Genomic DNA, 17,497 nt, shown 5'->3' with positions numbered 1-17,497 from the left:
ACTTAGGGCATATCTTTTAGTGGGTTTCCTGCTTAAAGCGTGCTAACAGGTCAATAACATTCATCTTAGCGTCAAGATCCTCAGCATCGGTCTTATCGTCGTCTTCAGCCTCAGTTTTAAACTGCTCGGCATCATACTTATATATACCCCATTTACCGTTCATATATTCAAGTGCGGTTAAACTTTCTACCCAGTCGCCCGAGTTAAGATATAGTACCGAACCTGTATCATCCGAGTGTTTTATCTCGCGTATTTCGGAGTGGTGTATGTGCCCGCATATCACATAATCGTACCCTTTATCAATCGCCAGATCAGCGGCGGTTTGTTCAAAATGGTTAATAAATTTAACGGCTTCTTTTACCCTGCCCTTTATTTTTTGCGAAAAGCTCATTTTGGGTTTGCCCATTGCGGTAAGCACCTTATTTACCATACTGTTAATGATGATCAGCGTATCGTACCCAACAGCACCAAGTTTTGCCAGCCATTTGGAGTGCTGCATGGTTACATCAAAAATATCGCCGTGAAATATCCAGGCCTTTTTACCATCAATGTTAAGCAATACTTTGTTCATGAGCTTAAAGCTGCCCAGGTCAAAATCGGCAAATTTACGCAACATTTCATCGTGGTTGCCGGTAAGGTAATAAACGGGAATACCATCGGTAACAAACTTGAGTATGCGGCGCACAACTTTCATGTGTGCCTCAGGCCAGTATGATTTACTGAACTGCCATATATCAATAATATCGCCGTTCAGGATCAGAATTTTGGGTTTTATGCTTTTCAGGTATTTTAAAAGCTCTTTTGCCTGGCAGCCGTATGTGCCTAAATGCACATCGCTTATTACCGCAATATCTACTTCGCGCTTTACCATAAGGTTACGGGGGATTTGCAGTTTTTGAAGGTGAGCCTTGCGGTACGGCTATTTAAGCCGGTTAAATTGTGGCAGCGTGCTCTGTTTTTACTCGTCGTCTTCGTCCTCATTAACGCTCAATTCAAAGGGGCTGAGGTAAAATGCACCAAGTGCAAGCAAAAACAAACCCACTTCAAAAACATGTACTAACTCTGTATTCATCTGTATTAAATGCAAATATCCAACTAATAGATTATCTGAATATTAAGACAACGTTAATTGTTAAATGTTTAACGTTTCTGAAATTTTTTTTCGATGCGTTTAAGTTGTTTAATATGGTGCGTTAAATGGATGCCGGTAAAGCGAAGCCATTGCTTAGCGTTAAGCATACCAAAACGGGGATGTTTCAATTTACAAAACGCGGATGAACCTGATATGTTGGGAATTACTTCGTCCAGCCGTTTTTTTACTTTAATGATGAGGTTGCGGGCATCTTCTTTGCTGATATCGGCTACCATACCGGCAATGGATGCCGGCGCTTTAAACTTAGTACCCGGAAAAACACCGGCTACCAAAACCAACCATGCCAGCCAGTTAATGCGCTTTGTATCTGTTTTACCTGTGCCGTTGCTACATTTTTCTACCGCGATAAATGAGGCAACGGTTGCCTGCATAATATGCGAATACACTTCGGCATAGCTCCAGCCACCGCCGGGCGGGGTAACATTAAACTGGTCGTCGGGTATTTGGTCAAGTTTTTGCCGGTAAACAAGCAGGGTATTTTCAATATTCTTTTTATCGGCGGCTATGCTCATAATATCAAAGTTAACTCATTTAAATGAGTTATTTGTAAAGGCACATCACCGGGTTTGGGTAACCCGGCCGGGTTAAAATAAATGGCATCCATACCAAAGTTTAATGCGCCGCGTATGTCGGCCTCAATACTATCTCCTATCATAATGCTTTCCTCTTTTACCGCGCCTGCCAAATTAAGTGCATGCTCAAAAATTGCTTTATCGGGTTTATTAACGCCTACAACTTCGGATATGATAACATTTTGAAAATACTTACCTAAATCGGTTTTACCGATCTTCATTTCTGTTGATTCCAAAAAGCCGTTTGATATCAGGTGCAGGGGGTATTTATTATACAGGTATTCCAAAGTGGCGTGCGCATCAGGAAAAAGGTTGTTTTTTGTGGGGCAAAGCGTAACGTAATCATCTTCAAACTGCAGGGGAATCAGCTCCGGGCTTAAACCCATATCCAAGAATGTTTTTTTAAAGCGTGTTTCGCGCAGGGTTTCTTTGCTGATCTTGCCCACATGGTAGTCAGCCCAAAGCTGGTGGTTGTTGCGGGTATAGGTTTCTATAAAAGCATCGGCTGAGTTTAAGCCCAATGCTGCAAGTTTGTAGGTAACAAATAATTCCTGTAAGGTTTCTTCAGCATTTTTATCAAAGTCCCAAATGGTGTGGTCAAGATCAAAAAAGATGTGGCGGTATTTCATTTGTTGATGGAAGATGTGTTTGTTTATGTGCAGGGCAAATTTATGTGTTTAATTATTATCTTTAGGTCAATGAAATGCTATCTCTGCAAAACCTGTTTGTTTGTTGCCATTATCCTTACCATCACCTCGTGTGCCCGTACTCCTTATGATATTACTAATAAAAAATACCGTAAGCAAGCTAAAGCCCTAACCAAAACCATCCGGTTAACCGAGCCGGTTACTTTAACAGATTCGGCAGCGGCGGTAATACCGTCAGACTGGGTGGGTACCGTAAATTTTGGTTTACGTAAACCTAACTATGTCATCATTCATTATACCGCACAAAAAACAGCCCAAGAAACCCTTACTGCTTTTACCGATCCCAAAAGAGAGGTAAGCGCGCACTACGTTATTGGCCGCGATGGCAAAATATACCACATGCTGAATGATTACCTGCGCGCATGGCATGCCGGTGTGGCCAAATGGGGCAACAATACTGATGTAAACAGCTCATCAATAGGTATTGAACTGGATAATACCAGTGAGGAGCCCTTTGCCCCAGCTCAAATAAACAGCCTGCTGGCTTTATTAACCAAATTGAAAAAGGCTTACAATATCCCTACGGCAAATTTTATAGGCCACTCGGATATTGCCCCGCCGCGCAAGCAGGATCCCGGCGTGTATTTCCCATGGAAAACACTGGCTAAAAAAGGCTTCGGTTTATGGTATGATGATACGCTGATACCCTGCCCTGATGATATGGATATTATAATGGCGCTGCGCATTGTAGGTTATGATACCAGCGACCTTAAATCGGCCATCATCGCTTTTAAAAGGCACTTTATCCAAACCAATATCGACCCGCAGTTTTCGGGGCCCGAAATGGATGTGCTGTATAATCTATATCGCAAATATTAAGCTACCGTTTCTTTTTACCGCGCTTTATAATTACCCAGCATAGCAGCCCGAACAATATCAGGATTGAGTAAACGCCCATTTTAAATCCTAATCTGATAGCCGAACCTAAAACAGAAGCAAAACAACTGCTTAATGAAATGGTTATTAAACCGAGCAGTAAGTAGTGTATTTTTTTCATTGAGGCCGTGAAATTAAAAAAATAGCCTGATATTGATACCGTTCTGCAATAATTGAGCGTTTAAATCTATTTGGAAATAATGCCGCGGCTTTATATTTTTATGATCACACCAGTATCTCACTGCTCTATATGCGGTTAATTGCAGCGTTTTTATTACTAACATTTATATGCTGTAACGCTGCCAGCGCACAGGAACATATTATTGAGGGTGTTGTTACCGATAACCGCGATCACCCTATTCCCTTTGTTCCGGTTTATATTCATGGCACCAGTAATGGTACCATTGCAAATGAGCATGGTTTTTATCAGTTAAAAGTACCCAACGGCAGCTATACGGTAGTGTTCAGGTTTATCAGCTATCAGCAGCAAACAGGCGATGTTACAGTGCATAATAAGAATGCGAAGTTGAACATTACCCTCGAACCTGAAAACTACACACTCGAAACTTTTTTACCACAGGATACTGAATTGGACAGCGCCACCATCATTATGCGCAAGGTAATTGCTAAACGCAAATTTTATCATGACCAGGTAAACGAATACTCCTGCCAGATATATCTTAAAGCTGTTCAAAAGTTACTGAATGCCCCGCAAACCTTTTTAAAGGAAGATGTGGCCAAAGTGCTTAACCTCGATCCGCAGCGACGCGGCATTATCAGCCTGTTCGAATCGATATCGCAATTCAATTATAAAAACCCGGGCAAGGTAAAAGAGGTAATGCAGGGGCTTAAACGTGCCGGGGGCGACAATCCTTTTAATTTTAACCGCGCTACCGATATGCAGATCAATATGTACGCTAACCTGCTATCGTGGGATGGTTTGAGCAATAGACAGTATGTATCGCCAATTGCCGATAATGCTTTGCGGTTTTATAAATATACCCTGCTTGAGCGTTTTACCGATGATGATAAAACCATTGATGTACTACAGGTTGAACCGAGGCACGAAAACGAACATGTTTTTCATGGTGTAATTTATATTGTTGAAAAAGACTGGCGCTTGTACGGTGTTGACCTTCATTTATACAAACGCGCGCAAATAGATTTTGTGGATACACTGAATATACAGGAGCAATACATCCCCGTTAAGGATAGCATTTGGATGCCACTATCTGTAAACTTTAACTTTACCGGGAAAATACTGGGCTTTAAATATGTTGGCTATTTTTTAGGCGTAGCCAACAATTACGATACCGAACCAAATTTTAAACCTAACTTTTTTAACGGCGAAGTTTTTGAGGTAGGAAAAGAAACCAATAAACGCGATTCTGTTTTTTGGAATACCAACCGGGCCATTCCCTTGCTACCTGATGAAAAGCGATATTATAGCCTGTTTGATGCTGCCGAAAAAGACAAGGGCAATAAAGCCATAACCGATTCGGTTAAAAGCAATAATAATAAATTCAGGGTAATACCATACTTTTTAAAGGGATACCAATACCACGATCCGTATAAAAAAGTAACCGTAAGCGTACCCGATCCGTTAAAAATGTTTTTTTACAATACCGTTGAGGGCTGGAGTACCGATTTACGGCCCGAATTTAAAAAAGAGTATGAGCGCAGTAAAACCTTAACCATTAACCCCGAATTAAGGTACGGTACATCAGATAAGATACTCACCTTTAATACGGCCATTAATTACAGGTATAACCCATTAAAACAAGCGGCAGTTTACGGACGTTTCGGTTCTGATTTCCTCGATCTGAACAATTCAGGCACCATCAGTTTGTTTTTAAACTCGTTGAGCAGTTTATTCCTGGGTAATAACTACGTTAAGCTGTACAAATCAGATTTTGCTATGGCAGGGGCGCAAGGTGAGGTACATAATGGTATTTTACTGAACGGGCAGATAGAATATGCTTATCGCGAATCGGTTAATAATACCACCAATTTCGCGCTCACAAAAGATAGCATAAAGTTTACATCAAACAACCCTATCGATCCTAATAATCCATCATTATTCCCTAATCACCAGGCGCTTACACTCCGCGCCTCGGCAACATTTACTTTTAACCAGCAATATACCATTAACCCCGAAGGCAAATTTATTGAGCCTACACGTTATCCGCGTTTGCGTATCAACTTCCGTAAAGGACTAAATTGGTTAGGGTCGGATATTGATTACAACTTTATTTCAGTAGATTTTTTCCAGGATCAGATCAAAACAGGCATTTATGGTTTTGGTTCTTACTTTATATCGGCAGGTAAGTTTTTCGATACCAAAAATTTGTACTACCCCGATTTTAAACATTTTAGCGGTGGCCAGAGTTTCTTTTTCAGCTCAGACCTGGGCAGTTTCCACTTCCTCAACTTTTATACTTACAGTACCGATAAAGAATATGTTGAAGCGCACTACGAACATAATTTTGCCGGTTTCTTTTTAAACAAGCTGCCGCTGATACGCAAGTTAAACATTGAAGAAATAATAGGCGGCTCCTTTTTAACGCAGCAGCTTTTGCCCGGTTATAAAGAGTATTATGTGGGTTTAAAACGTAGCTTTGTTCGTTTAGATTATGGCTTTGCCTACGGCCGCGATATACCTGTGATACAAGGTTTCAGGTTTACGTATAATTTTTAATTGTAAAGGGGAGAAAATATCTATCCGTACTAATTACACATATCCGGCGGGATAACCTTGGTAATTTTAACTAACTTTTTCACTACCAATATGCTGTCATATTGCGCATCCAGGCCATCGGCTTTTGATGCCTTAACTTTATCGCCTTCAACCTCAACATACACTGGCTCATAAGGCTTGGCAAAATTTAGCTGCGAGTATTGTAGTTCGAGCGTTGCTGAGCTATCGGTAGCCCAAAACTCACTGCCGGTTTCGCAATCTTTAAACGATTTTACCTCGGGGCCAAAACTGTATAACCCTTTGTATACCGCAGGTGTTGCCGGCTTATCTTTATGTTTACAACCAAAAACTGCGGTAATTAACAGGGCGGGTAAAAGGTATTTTAGTTTCATGCGCTCCAAATTTACAAATCCTGTTTTATTTCGTCTAAACCTTTTACACTTATGCGGGCGCTAATGGCCGATGCAATGCTACCTATTACGGTAACAGTTAAAAATACCAATAAAAAATCGGTAATCCTAAACTGAACCGGGAAAGGCATATCCACATCCATTTTTATCATGCCAAAGTACTTTTGCAAAATGCTGAATATAAAGCCTACAACCATACCTGCAATACATCCCGATAAGGTAATTAGCATACCCTCCACAAAAAAAATCCCTTGTATTACTCTGCCTGCCGCGCCAAGGCTGGCAAGTATGGCAATATCTTTTTGTTTATCCATTACCAGCATAGTTAACGAACCCACTATATTAAATATTGCTATAATAAGTATGAACGCGAGTATTAAAAAGGTTGATGCTTTTTCGAGGTGCAGTATTTTATACAACAGGGTATTTTGCTCAGAACGGTTATGCACCGTAAATTGGGTGTTTATATTATCCTTAATTTCATGCTGTATGGCGTCAATATCTGTTCCGGGCTTAAAGTTAAGCTCAATGGCTGATATGTTTACGGGCTGATCGAGCAGGTCGCGGGCAAAGTCGAGTGGGGTAATTACGCGATCGTCAAAATCACGTTGCATAGTAAACGATCCCGATGGATATATGAATCTCGATTTAAACTCATCTATCGGGATAACCGAACCTGACTTAGCCCGGCTTGGCGTAAAAATTTGTAGCGGGGTAAAACTATCTTTTACATTAACAGATAAATTACCCTGAACTATTGAGCCAACCACGGCAAAAGGCTGCTTATCCTTTTTAAGTACAAATGCGCCACCATCAAGCGTACTATCTAACGCTTTGTTGTTTAAAAATTCATCGCTAACTCCCTTTAAAGTACTTATCACCTGCCTGTCGCCATATTTTACCAGGGCATGCTCCTCCAATACTTCAGTAAACGACACCAATGCTTTGTTTTTATGTAGCGTGTTAAAATATGTGGTATTAGGGTTAAAGGTTTTGCCCTGTTTAGGTTCAATTTTTAGCTGTGGAGTAAAGTTATTGTACATTTTTACAATAATGTCTTCCATACCATTAAATCCCGAAAGGATAATAATCAGTGCCGCGCTGCCTACAAAAACACCTAATGTTGATATCCCCGAAATGATATTAATGGCATGTGTGCTTTTGCGCGAGAACAGGTACCGCCTGGCTATGTAAACCGAAGTATTCAAAATCAGCTTAATTTAAAAATGGGTTATGTTGCTTTTCGTAACCAATGGTGGTTTCGGGGCCGTGTCCGGGATAAACAACACAGTCATCAGGCAGGGTAAACAGTTTCTGTTCGATGTTATCTATCAGCTGCTTAAAATTACCACCGGGCAGATCAGTGCGGCCAATACTGTTCCTGAACAGCACATCGCCACCTATCAAAAAATTCTCTTCACGGGCATAAAAGCACAAATGTGCAGGCGAATGGCCGGGAGCAAATATTAATTCCAATTTACTGTTGCCTAAAGTAACGGTGCCTGTTTCGGGTAGAAACGTATCGGGCAATGGCGATACTTCATAGCGCATACCCATTTGTGGCGCATAAGCCGGTACGGCGGTAAGCACATCCAATTCACCTTTGTGAAATTGCGGCTTTAAGCCATATTGTTCAAAAACAAAATGGTTACCCAAAACATGGTCGATATGGCAATGGGTATTAAGTAGCAAAACCGGCTTAAGGCCATTAGCTTTAATAAAGTTCGTCACCACGTTTTGCTCGGCTGCAGTATACATACCGGGATCAATGATGGCGCAATCACCCGAACCATCAAAAAGGATATAGGTATTTTCCTGGTAGGGATTATTGGGAAATATCTGTAATTGCAGCATGTTTCAAAAATAAGATTTTAAGTCCAAAGTCTTGAGTCGGTAGTCTAAAGTCAAACACGATTAAAAAGACTCAAGACTTTCGACTCAGAACTCCCGACTTCATTAATTCTTCCACTTAAAGCTTTTTATCATCACGTCCATATCCTTTTTTACAAAATTGAGTACGGGCTGTATCGAGTCGAGCCGTGGCGGACTGTTAAAATAAAGCGATACGCGTAAAAAGTTTTTGGTACTATCCGTTAAAAAAAACTGGGCCGATGATGCCGCGTTGCCATCAATAATATAATAAATACCATACACCTTTTTTTCGGGATATATCAATCGCATTTCATCAATTGAGCTGGCTTTTATGGTATGTTTAAATGCCAGCGTGTGCGATTTTTCAATTAACTCATCAAAAAGTTTTTTGGATGTAATATGCTCATAGCTTAAATGCAGCGTGCCATTAAATTGAGGGTATTGTACATTAAGCCAACAAGGTTTAACAAAGCGTTCGGTATCAGGCACTACACGTGCGTATTGGGGATAATCAAAAGTAAAGGGGCAACCGCCAGAATACTCCCGGTAGGCCTTTTCGGGAAATTTGATCCGGAAATATCCACGTGGCTTGGGCGAATAATCGCGGTTACCACAAGCTGAAAATAAGAATATGATAACTAAGCAGCATACCAGGTTTTTCATGGGTGCTTGGTTTTTGATGTCCAAATCTCCCATGATCTTTCGGCCTGCAACTCCAACATCTGGTAGCCGTTCTTTGTCATGCATCCCTGCTCAATACCTTTTGTTAGAAACAGGGTTTGCGCGGGGTTGTAGATCAAATCATACAATAAATGCTCCGGCGTAATACCTTCATATGGTATGTGCGGGCATTCATCAACATTGGGGCTTGTACCTACCGGTGTGGTATTTACAATAAGTTTATGCCCGGCTACCATTTCGGGCGTAAGCTGGCCAAATAAAATGCAGCCCTCCTCTGCCCTGCGGGTTACTATTTGGTATTCAATATCCAATTGCCCAAGCACGTATTTTACCGCGCAGGCTGCTCCGCCATTACCTAATATCAATGCTTTTGTATGCGCATTGGTAAGTAGCGGTTTTAGCGATTCTTCGAAACCGTATATATCGGTATTGTAACCTTCTAATTTAAAGTTATGGCCCTTTACACCTAATTCACCATCAAAGGCCGCCTGTACCGGGCTTTCGGAAGTTACACGGATGCAATTTACAGCACCTACCTCTTTGGCATCATGGCTGATCCAATCCAGGTAAGGCATAATATTCTTCTTATGGGGTACTGTTACATTTATGCCGCAAAGACCTTCGTGCTCATCCAACAGTTTCGGAAAATCTTTAATATTTTCCAGCGAAAAAAGCTCATAGCTATGTCCGTCTATCTTTTCATTCTCAAATTTTGTGGTAAAGTACCTTTTGGAGAAAGAGTGCGAAAGCGGGAATCCTATCAGTCCGAATTTTTTCATTGTATTTGCATATTAACAAGCGATAAATAACGCTTATAAAACATTAACGTGCAAATGTAATTATTGGTTTAAGAAATAATCGAAAGTATCGCTCCTTAATCCCAAACGTAAAGTTTCGAGCGGGATCACATCATTTGGGGCAATATTGCCCAGGTTAACATCGGTACCCAACAATTTAATGAACCAGGTTTGCTGCGCTTTTTGCGGCGCTTCCCATATAATGGTTTCCTGTGGTATTTGAGTTAATATCTCGTCAACCAAACCCTGCCTTACCTCTCCCGAATCGCGGTAAATACCTACATTACCGCTTTCGCGGGCTTCGGCAATTACTTTCCAGGCACCAGCCTCAATTTCGGCATTCATCAGTTTAATCCATTTGTAAGGAGCAAATATTTTCTGCACATCCTTTGATCCTACTTCTGATATAACAGTGATCTGTTTACTTAGCTTTTGGATGTATTCGCATTTTACATCATGCTCAATAGTAATGGACCCATCCGACACCTCGGCATATTCCATTTTGTACTTATCCAGTATGCGGCAATAATCATCAAACTGGTTACGTACAATAAAGGCTTCAAATAAGGTACCACCAAAGTAAACCGGCAAACCGGCTGCTTTGTATATATCTAATTTCTCCTGCAGTTTAGGCGTTACAAAGGATGTTGCCCAGCCCAACTTAATAATATCGCTGTGCGGGCCTGCAACATCTATAAAATCTTCGGCCTGGCGGCAGCTTAAGCCTTTATCCATTACCATGGTTAGCCCGTTTGTGCGGGGTTTTACTGTACGTGCCGGAATGTTGTTTAATTCGTAGTTCATTTAAACGATGTGTTTTTTATTATTCTTTTTAGTTATAGTCTATAACTAAAAGTATTAATGCAAATATCATAAAAAATCCAAAACTATAAAAGCTTTGGATCATACTATTTCAACAATGTGACAACAATTATTTTGTGTATCTGTTTATAATATCGATAATAACTTTGTTTTCCTGCAGTTGCGGCAGGTAATCAAACAAAATAAAATGCTTTTCCGGGTCGGTGCTCAGCGCCTGCTCTAACGTTACCAAAGCTTCATTGTACTCACCTTTGGCAAATAAATAAGCCACCATGCGGTAATACAGTTCAGCTGCATCCGGATTGTTCTTTATCGCTTCGGCAATAATCTCGATAGCCGTTTCCAGTTTCTTTTGTTCGTATAAAATCGATGAGTAATCCAGCCAGGCATCGGTATCCAGGGGGTTCAGGTCAACCACCTTTTCGTAGGCGAACTCAGCTTCGGTTAAATGGCCAAGCTTGTATTCAGCATCGGCAATGGCGAACCAGTAATCTGCGTTTGATATATCCAGGTCGAGCGCCTTTTTATAAAAGTGCAGCGCCTCAAAATAGCGTTCTTCAAAATCAAGCGTTACACCAACACCAAACCAGGCATCGGCCAGCTTAGGATCCATTTTAACCGATTTTTTATAGAAAGCACGGGCATCATCCATCTGCTCCAGCTTTTCATAACACTCACCAATAGCACAATAGGTATCGGCATTAGGTTGTTCGTATTCAAACGTCTGGCGGTACACTTCAATGGCTTCCGCGAATTTTTCGAGGTTAACCAAAGCGTTGCCCTTATTAAAGTATGCCGATGCAAAGCTATCTTTTATCAGTATGGCATAATCGTAAGCATCTATTGCTTTTTCAAACAAGCTCAACTTAGTATAAGCGTTGCCTAAATTATACCACGCGGCGTAGCTGTAAGGTTCGTTATCAATATATTGCTGGTAAAACTGGATACTCTCCTGCTGGTTGTCCATTACATCATAGCAAAAAGCCAGTTCGTATAGGGCATCCTGATTTTCCATGTTCTGCTCCAGGCACAGTTTCAGGTGGGTTATGGCTGTTTCATAATCGCCCATATTTTGATGAACGTAGGCAATATGCAACAATATGTCATCTATCTCTTCGGCCATACCGAGTGCTTTTTCGTAGTTCTCCAAAGCTTCAGGGTAACGCTCTATACTTTCGTATAAATTACCGCGGATGATATAAATATCGGCATCGCTGGCCTCAAATGTTTCAGCCTTTTCCAAGGCGGCAAAAGCTTCGCTGATGCGGTTGGTTACCACAAACAGTTGCGCTTGCTTGATCAGGAAAACAGATGCGAAAGGGTGTTGGGCGCGTGCGTATTCTACTACTTGTAATGCCTTAACCGGATCGTTTTTTTCAATGTAGTAATCGATGATGTTCTCAAACGCCTGTGCATCAAAAAAGTACTGATCATGGTTGCGGATCATCTCTTCGTATCGTTCTACCGAAAATTTGGGGTCTTCGGTAAAATCAAATTCAAATTCTTCTTCCATTCAATTGTGTTTGCAGAACTTCTGCTTAGCCTGTTATTAAATATAGTATCAACCCGGGGCTTTTACTGTGTTTAAGTTAGCCATAAATACATCCCACCCATTCATTTAGTTTTCAACATATCCCTAATGTCTAACAAAAAAGCAGCTAACTACCTGATTGTAAATTGAAAAGAATACTGTTTTTTAAGTTGAGAGGGAGCGGTGTTTTTTAGGGCTTCCGATAAACTGAAGAGGATTTTTAACCTCCGTTTAAAGCCATAGGCAATACATTTATACTTATAAACGTTGCAACGTACTTATTTATTGCTACTGTTTATATCTGCTGTAAAAGTATGTCATACCATTGGTACATTATAATTAACCATACCGAAATAACATTTTATGACTTACTCAGTTTAATGTGAGTGTGATTTGTAATATATTGTACCAAATTTTTAGTTAATGAATAACCTGTTTAATAAAGTACCTTGCTTTGCACTTGCCGGAGCATTGTTATTAAGTTTTGCCGCAAATGCGCAAAATGCAGCCATAACCGTTGTTAACCCGCCACCCAAAAACTGGCATCAGTTAGATTATAAAACCGATGGATATTACGGCATCAGCTTAAAGCAGGCCTACCAGTTTTTACAAGGTAAAAAAAGTAAAACGGTTATTGTAGCCACCATTGACAGTGGTTGCGACACTGCTCAAACCGACTTGAAAAGTGTGCTGTGGACAAACCCCAAAGAAATTCCCGGTAACGGTATTGATGACGACCATGATGGCTATGTTGATAACGTACACGGCTGGAACTTTTTAGGAGGACCCAACAACAAATGTGATTATAACGAAACTACCGAGGAAATACGCGAATACGCCAAACTGAAAGATAAATACCTCACCCTGACCGCTGCTACCGCTACCAACAAAAAAGAATTTGCTTATTGGCAAAAGGTGCAGGCCGTGCATGATTCGACTGTTGCAAAATCGGCAGAAGAAATTAAACAGCTTACACCGATGATGAACGCCCTGGAGGTTACCAGCGCCGTTGTTAAACGCAATTTAAATATCTCGGCTAACGGAAGCTTTAATGAGGCCGATCTGGATAAGTTACAGACAGCCAATGATACTGTTGCTCAAAGCAAAAACATCTGGTCGATGATATTTCAACAGGAACCCGGTAGCAACAGCTCTAAAATATTGAGTGAATTAACTGAGGAACTGACAAAAGATAATAACGATATTAACCCCGACCTTGATGCCCGCAAAAATATTGTTGGCGATAACCCTGATGATAATACCAACCCCCATTACGGTAACAACAATGTAAAATGGGAAGATGCATCGCACGGAACAGGCGTGGCCGGACTAATTGGTGCTGTACGTGGTAACGGTTATGGTATTGATGGTGTTGCCGATAACGTGCGCATTATGCCTATTAAAGCTGTACCTAACGGGGATGAATATGATAAGGATATTGCCAACGCCATACGCTACGCGGTTGACCACGGCGCACGCGTAATTAATATGAGCTTCGGCAAAAAAATATCGCCGCATAAAGACTGGGTTGACGCCGCCTTTAAATATGCTGCCGCTAAAAATGTACTGTTGGTACAGGCCGCGGGCAATGATAACCAAAACGTAGACCTAAAGCCCGAGTACCCTAATGATACTTTTGCTGATGGCTCAGGTAGCGATGCGGCCAACGTGATCTGTGTTGGCGCTTCAGCCGGTAAGCTCGACCGGGACATGGCATCAAGCTTTAGCAATTATGGCAAAAAAGGGGTTGATGTGTTTGCTCCTGGCGTAAAAGTAACATCTATAGATAAAGACGCAGAGTTTAACACTGCCGATGGCACCAGCTTTGCATCGCCAATTACGGCAGGCATTGCGGCCTTAGTAATGGAGTACTACCCCAAACTGAGCGCCAGGCAGGTAAAGCAGGTAATACTGCAATCAGCTAAACCATTAGTTGGTGTTAAGGTGCTTTTACCGGGCAGCGCCGATAAAATGGTTGATTTTACAAGCCTGTCAAAAACAGGTGGCATTGTAAATGCATACCAGGCCTTACTCATTGCATCGAAAATGAAGGGCGAATTGAAATAAACCATTATGAAATGGATAACCAGAGAGCGACCGAAAATTGACCGTTTGGCCTGTCCCTGGCTTATTAAACGTTTTATTGATAAGGATGCCGAAATTATTTATGTGCCGTATGAGGATGTTTTGAGCAAGGCAAAACAACTTGGTGCAACCCCTTTTGATATTCCCGGTGTTGAATATACACATTATAAAGACCAATGTACTTTTGATTACTTCATAAAAAAACACCAGTTAAAAGATGCCGCATTAGACAGGCTGGCGCTGATTGTGCGTGGTGCCGATACCGACCGGCATGATTTTGCACCGCAATCGGCAGGCCTGGAGGCTGTATTTGCCGGCTTGGCTTACACTATTAAAGATGACCAGGAACTGCTTAAGACCGGCCTCATCATATACGATGGTTTATACAATTGGGCAACGCATTTATATGGATTAAAGCATACACAAGCCGGACCGGCGGAGCAAATGTTACTGCAGGTTTATAACCAATACCTTAAACAACAAAAGGGCAAAAAAGCGCCGGTATGGGCAAAAGAACTGCGTGAAATGATACAGGACCAGTTAGATACCAATATGACGCTTAGCCTGCAGCAGGCATCCGAAGAACTGGAGATCAACCCGGCTTATCTTTCGCGCGAGTTTTCCAAGCATTTCGATAATTTGTCCTTTGGTGATTATATGCGCAAACAGCGCATAGACAAAGCCATACAACTGATGGGAACCCAAAGCTATTCGCTCACCGAAATAGCCTACCTTACAGGCTTTGCCGATCAAAGCCATTTTAACCGGGCTTTTAAAAAGCAAACCGGGCAAAATCCTTCTCATTATAAAAAAGCATCGCAAAAAGGTAAAAAGGATACAAATGCGTAAAGAATGTTCTATTTAAATAGCTATATGCAGTATAACATTGCAGAAAATTTCTGCCCATGTTATTTAAAAAGATACTTTTTATTACCGCTATTTGTTTACAGGCAGGCGTTGCTGCCAAAGTAAACGCTCAAAGCGCTACACCGCAAACTTATCCTAAAGTTACCGCCTACGTAGGAATTTTACACCCATTGGTTACTTTTAGCAGCGCCGGTACTGAAGCTAATTTTGATAAGTATTACACTGTTGGAATGCCTGTGGGCATTAACCTGTGGAAAAGTCCTAAAATTGGCTTTTCGATGGAGTTTGTACCCACTGTTCGTGCGGAGAGCGGTAGTAGCAAAATGAATAACTTTCTTTTCCACCCGGGTGTATTACTTTCTTTGGGCAAGGGTTTTACATTTGCCGGGCGCGCCGCTTTCGAAACTTCAGGTCGTTATGGGTTTACACCGGTATTTAATAAAACTGTAATCAAAAATAAAGATTGCAGCTATTTTGTGGCGGTGCCATTACCAGTACGCTTTGGTAACGATAAGCCAACTGCGGCAACCATTGGTTTTCAATTCGGCATAGCGTTTTAAATGATGGAAAACAGGAAATATACTTTATATCAGCTCGCCGTTTACTTTCTCAAACTTGGCACATGGGGTTTTGGCGGGCCGGTGGCATTAGTAGGCTATATGCACCGCGACCTTGTTGAAAGCAAACAATGGCTAACTGAAGATGAGTATAAAGAAGGCCTTGCACTGGCGCAATTAGCACCCGGCCCCCTGGCGGCCCAATTGGGTATTTATATTGGCTTTGTGCATTACGGTTTGTTAGGGGCAACATTGATAGGTTTAGCCTTTGTACTGCCGTCATTTATTATGGTGCTTTTGTTGGGGATGGCCTACCGGCTTTACAGCGGACTTTCATGGATGCGCGATGTATTTTACGGAGTTGGGGCAGGCGTAATAGGTATTATTGCGATCAGTGCATATAAACTGACGTTAAAATCTGTCGGTAAGCTTAATTTGGCTTCTGTTAAACAGAACTGGATGCTGTGGCTGTTTTATTCCATCGCCATTATCATCACCGTAATTACCCAACAGGAACAAATATTGTTGTTTATTGGTTGTGGTTTGCTTTACATGGCCGTAAAAGCACCACCTGCATGGTTACGCAAGCCAAGTACCCTGCCCGTACTGCTACTTGCCGGAACAGGCTTTTGGACATTTAGTAAAAGTACCCTTTGGCAGATTGGCCTGTTTTTTTTGAAGGCCGGCACCTTTGTTTTTGGCAGCGGCCTTGCTATTGTTCCCTTTTTGCATGCCGGCGTAATACAGGATTACCATTGGCTTACCGAAAACCAGTTTGTTGATGCTGTTGCTGTAGCCATGATAACACCGGGCCCGGTAGTAATTACCGTTGGCTTTGTTGGCTATTTGGTAAATGGCTTCCCCGGAGCGGCGGTGGCCGCTTTGGCTACCTTTTTACCCTGCTTTTTATTTACAGTAATATTAGCGCCCTATTTTAAAAAGATAGCCAAAAACACAAGCATTAAGGCATTTGTAGATGGTATTACCGCGGCTGTAATAGGCGCATTGGTAGGTTCTGTTTTTATTATCGCAAGTCGTTCAATTGTTGATGTGCCTACGGCGCTCATTGCCCTTGGCGGTATGTTATTATTAACTTTCGTTAAAAAAATACAGGAGCCGCATGTAATACTTGCCGCTGCAATTTTAGGAGTGATACTTAAAGCTATTTAAAGGTTTGACAACTTTTTAAAAGCTGTCAAACCTTTATAAAAAGGGTTTAAAAAACCACCTTCCCCATGCTTGTAACCAGCGATGCGATACGCACAGCGTCAAAAACACGTTCTTCGGTGGTGCCCATTTGTATTAATGAGTTTTCGTGCGCGTTTACACACATTTCGCAGCCGTTCACTGCTGATATAGCTAAGCTCATCAGCTCAAAAAATTCTTTGCCGGTAGCAGGCTTCATCATGATCTGCATACGGATGCGGGCCGGTATCTGCGTATATTTCTCCTTCTGTGTAAAGTGACGGAAACGGTAAAATATATTATTTGATGCCAGCAGCGATGCGCAACCTACGGCATCGGCAATTTCTTCGGGTGTACAGCCTTGCTCTTCGGCATATTTAGTAAAGAATACCGTTAGTGGTTTGTTGTTATTATTGATAGCTGTAGATAAGCCCAACAGTGCACACTCTTTATTGCTTAATTGTTCTGATGTGAGGGTGCTGGTAAAGTTCAATTTAAGGTCTCGCACATAGCGAGATTCGCCTTTTTCTAATAATGTCAGGCTGTCAGTGCGGTAATCAGCTGCTAAACCTACTCCTTGTAAAAGCTCTTGTATAATATCTGTAGTTTCGCTCATGGCAAATGTTATTATGGTATAAAAAAGCCCGGCACAACTAAGTACCGGGACTTCATAACTAAATTAAT

18 protein-coding genes are annotated in these 17,497 nt (G+C 41.5%); 6 read left to right on the top strand and 12 right to left on the bottom strand.

Going from position 1 to position 17,497, the window contains the following annotated elements; all coding sequences use genetic code 11:
- Positions 1-16: 16 nt before the first annotated feature.
- The 3 genes from KXQ82_RS02670 to KXQ82_RS02660 form a co-directional block, all read right to left on the bottom strand.
- Positions 17-871: a UDP-2,3-diacylglucosamine diphosphatase gene (locus KXQ82_RS02670; protein WP_219486534.1), complete on the bottom strand. Its 855-nt coding sequence runs from the start codon at positions 869-871 to the stop codon at positions 17-19.
- A gap of 269 nt (positions 872-1,140) precedes the next feature.
- Positions 1,141-1,665 carry a DinB family protein gene (locus KXQ82_RS02665; RefSeq protein ID WP_219486533.1) on the bottom strand — a complete coding sequence of 175 codons (525 nt, stop codon included), beginning with the start codon at positions 1,663-1,665 and terminating at the stop codon, positions 1,141-1,143.
- Positions 1,662-2,354: a YjjG family noncanonical pyrimidine nucleotidase gene (locus KXQ82_RS02660; RefSeq protein ID WP_219486532.1), complete on the bottom strand. Its 693-nt coding sequence runs from the start codon at positions 2,352-2,354 to the stop codon at positions 1,662-1,664. Before KXQ82_RS02660 ends, KXQ82_RS02665 begins: the two co-directional genes overlap by 4 nt.
- Positions 2,355-2,423: 69 nt before the next feature.
- On the opposite strand from KXQ82_RS02660, the gene KXQ82_RS02655 reads away from it, so the two are divergent.
- Complete coding sequence (locus KXQ82_RS02655; protein WP_219486531.1) at positions 2,424-3,251, top strand: N-acetylmuramoyl-L-alanine amidase; 828 nt, start codon at positions 2,424-2,426, stop codon at positions 3,249-3,251.
- A 1-nt stretch (position 3,252) separates the two neighbouring features.
- On the opposite strand, the gene KXQ82_RS02650 is transcribed toward KXQ82_RS02655, so the two are convergent.
- The gene (locus tag KXQ82_RS02650) at positions 3,253-3,429 is read right to left on the bottom strand and encodes a hypothetical protein (RefSeq protein WP_219486529.1); all 177 of its coding nucleotides are present in this window, start codon (positions 3,427-3,429) and stop codon (positions 3,253-3,255) included.
- Between the two features lie 129 nt (positions 3,430-3,558).
- Between KXQ82_RS02650 and KXQ82_RS02645 the strand changes: the two genes are divergently transcribed.
- Complete coding sequence (locus KXQ82_RS02645; RefSeq protein WP_219486527.1) at positions 3,559-6,006, top strand: DUF5686 and carboxypeptidase regulatory-like domain-containing protein; 2,448 nt, start codon at positions 3,559-3,561, stop codon at positions 6,004-6,006.
- Between the two features lie 29 nt (positions 6,007-6,035).
- On the opposite strand, the gene KXQ82_RS02640 is transcribed toward KXQ82_RS02645, so the two are convergent.
- From KXQ82_RS02640 to KXQ82_RS02610, 7 genes are all read right to left on the bottom strand, one after another.
- A complete protein-coding gene (locus KXQ82_RS02640) occupies positions 6,036-6,398 on the bottom strand; it encodes a hypothetical protein (RefSeq protein WP_219486525.1) in 363 nt (120 codons plus the stop codon).
- Between the two features lie 11 nt (positions 6,399-6,409).
- On the bottom strand, positions 6,410-7,624 hold the full coding sequence (locus KXQ82_RS02635; protein WP_219486523.1) for an FtsX-like permease family protein: 1,215 nt from the start codon (positions 7,622-7,624) through the stop codon (positions 6,410-6,412).
- Between the two features lie 7 nt (positions 7,625-7,631).
- Complete coding sequence (locus KXQ82_RS02630) at positions 7,632-8,270, bottom strand: MBL fold metallo-hydrolase (protein ID WP_219486521.1); 639 nt, start codon at positions 8,268-8,270, stop codon at positions 7,632-7,634.
- A 102-nt stretch (positions 8,271-8,372) separates the two neighbouring features.
- Complete coding sequence (gldD, locus tag KXQ82_RS02625; RefSeq protein ID WP_219486519.1) at positions 8,373-8,951, bottom strand: gliding motility lipoprotein GldD; 579 nt, start codon at positions 8,949-8,951, stop codon at positions 8,373-8,375.
- Positions 8,948-9,748 carry a shikimate dehydrogenase family protein gene (locus KXQ82_RS02620; protein WP_219486517.1) on the bottom strand — a complete coding sequence of 267 codons (801 nt, stop codon included), beginning with the start codon at positions 9,746-9,748 and terminating at the stop codon, positions 8,948-8,950. The genes gldD and KXQ82_RS02620 overlap by 4 nt, the downstream gene beginning before the upstream one ends.
- 60 nt (positions 9,749-9,808) lie before the next feature.
- Entirely contained in the window at positions 9,809-10,570 is a 762-nt protein-coding gene (locus KXQ82_RS02615; RefSeq protein WP_219486515.1) for a phosphosulfolactate synthase, read from the bottom strand.
- 127 nt (positions 10,571-10,697) lie between these two features.
- Complete coding sequence (locus tag KXQ82_RS02610) at positions 10,698-12,101, bottom strand: tetratricopeptide repeat protein (RefSeq protein ID WP_219486514.1); 1,404 nt, start codon at positions 12,099-12,101, stop codon at positions 10,698-10,700.
- Positions 12,102-12,542: 441 nt separating this feature from the next.
- Between KXQ82_RS02610 and KXQ82_RS02605 the strand changes: the two genes are divergently transcribed.
- Genes KXQ82_RS02605 through KXQ82_RS02590 form a run of 4 tightly spaced genes read left to right on the top strand, consistent with a single transcriptional unit; the run spans position 12,543 to position 16,798 of the window.
- Positions 12,543-14,186: a S8 family serine peptidase gene (locus KXQ82_RS02605; RefSeq protein WP_219486512.1), complete on the top strand. Its 1,644-nt coding sequence runs from the start codon at positions 12,543-12,545 to the stop codon at positions 14,184-14,186.
- Positions 14,187-14,192: 6 nt separating this feature from the next.
- On the top strand, positions 14,193-15,053 hold the full coding sequence (locus KXQ82_RS02600; RefSeq protein WP_219486510.1) for a chromate resistance protein ChrB domain-containing protein: 861 nt from the start codon (positions 14,193-14,195) through the stop codon (positions 15,051-15,053).
- A gap of 56 nt (positions 15,054-15,109) precedes the next feature.
- Positions 15,110-15,631: a hypothetical protein gene (locus KXQ82_RS02595; RefSeq protein WP_255563369.1), complete on the top strand. Its 522-nt coding sequence runs from the start codon at positions 15,110-15,112 to the stop codon at positions 15,629-15,631.
- Positions 15,632-15,634: 3 nt separating this feature from the next.
- Positions 15,635-16,798 carry a chromate transporter gene (locus tag KXQ82_RS02590; RefSeq protein WP_219486507.1) on the top strand — a complete coding sequence of 388 codons (1,164 nt, stop codon included), beginning with the start codon at positions 15,635-15,637 and terminating at the stop codon, positions 16,796-16,798.
- A 46-nt stretch (positions 16,799-16,844) separates the two neighbouring features.
- On the opposite strand, the gene KXQ82_RS02585 is transcribed toward KXQ82_RS02590, so the two are convergent.
- The gene (locus KXQ82_RS02585; RefSeq protein WP_219486506.1) at positions 16,845-17,429 is read right to left on the bottom strand and encodes a carboxymuconolactone decarboxylase family protein; all 585 of its coding nucleotides are present in this window, start codon (positions 17,427-17,429) and stop codon (positions 16,845-16,847) included.
- Between the last annotated feature and the right edge of the window lie 68 nt (positions 17,430-17,497).

It is taken from the genome of Mucilaginibacter rivuli (assembly GCF_019391655.1).
Lineage (GTDB): Bacteria > Bacteroidota > Bacteroidia > Sphingobacteriales > Sphingobacteriaceae > Mucilaginibacter > Mucilaginibacter rivuli.
This window is presented reverse-complemented; position numbering and strand designations above follow the sequence as displayed.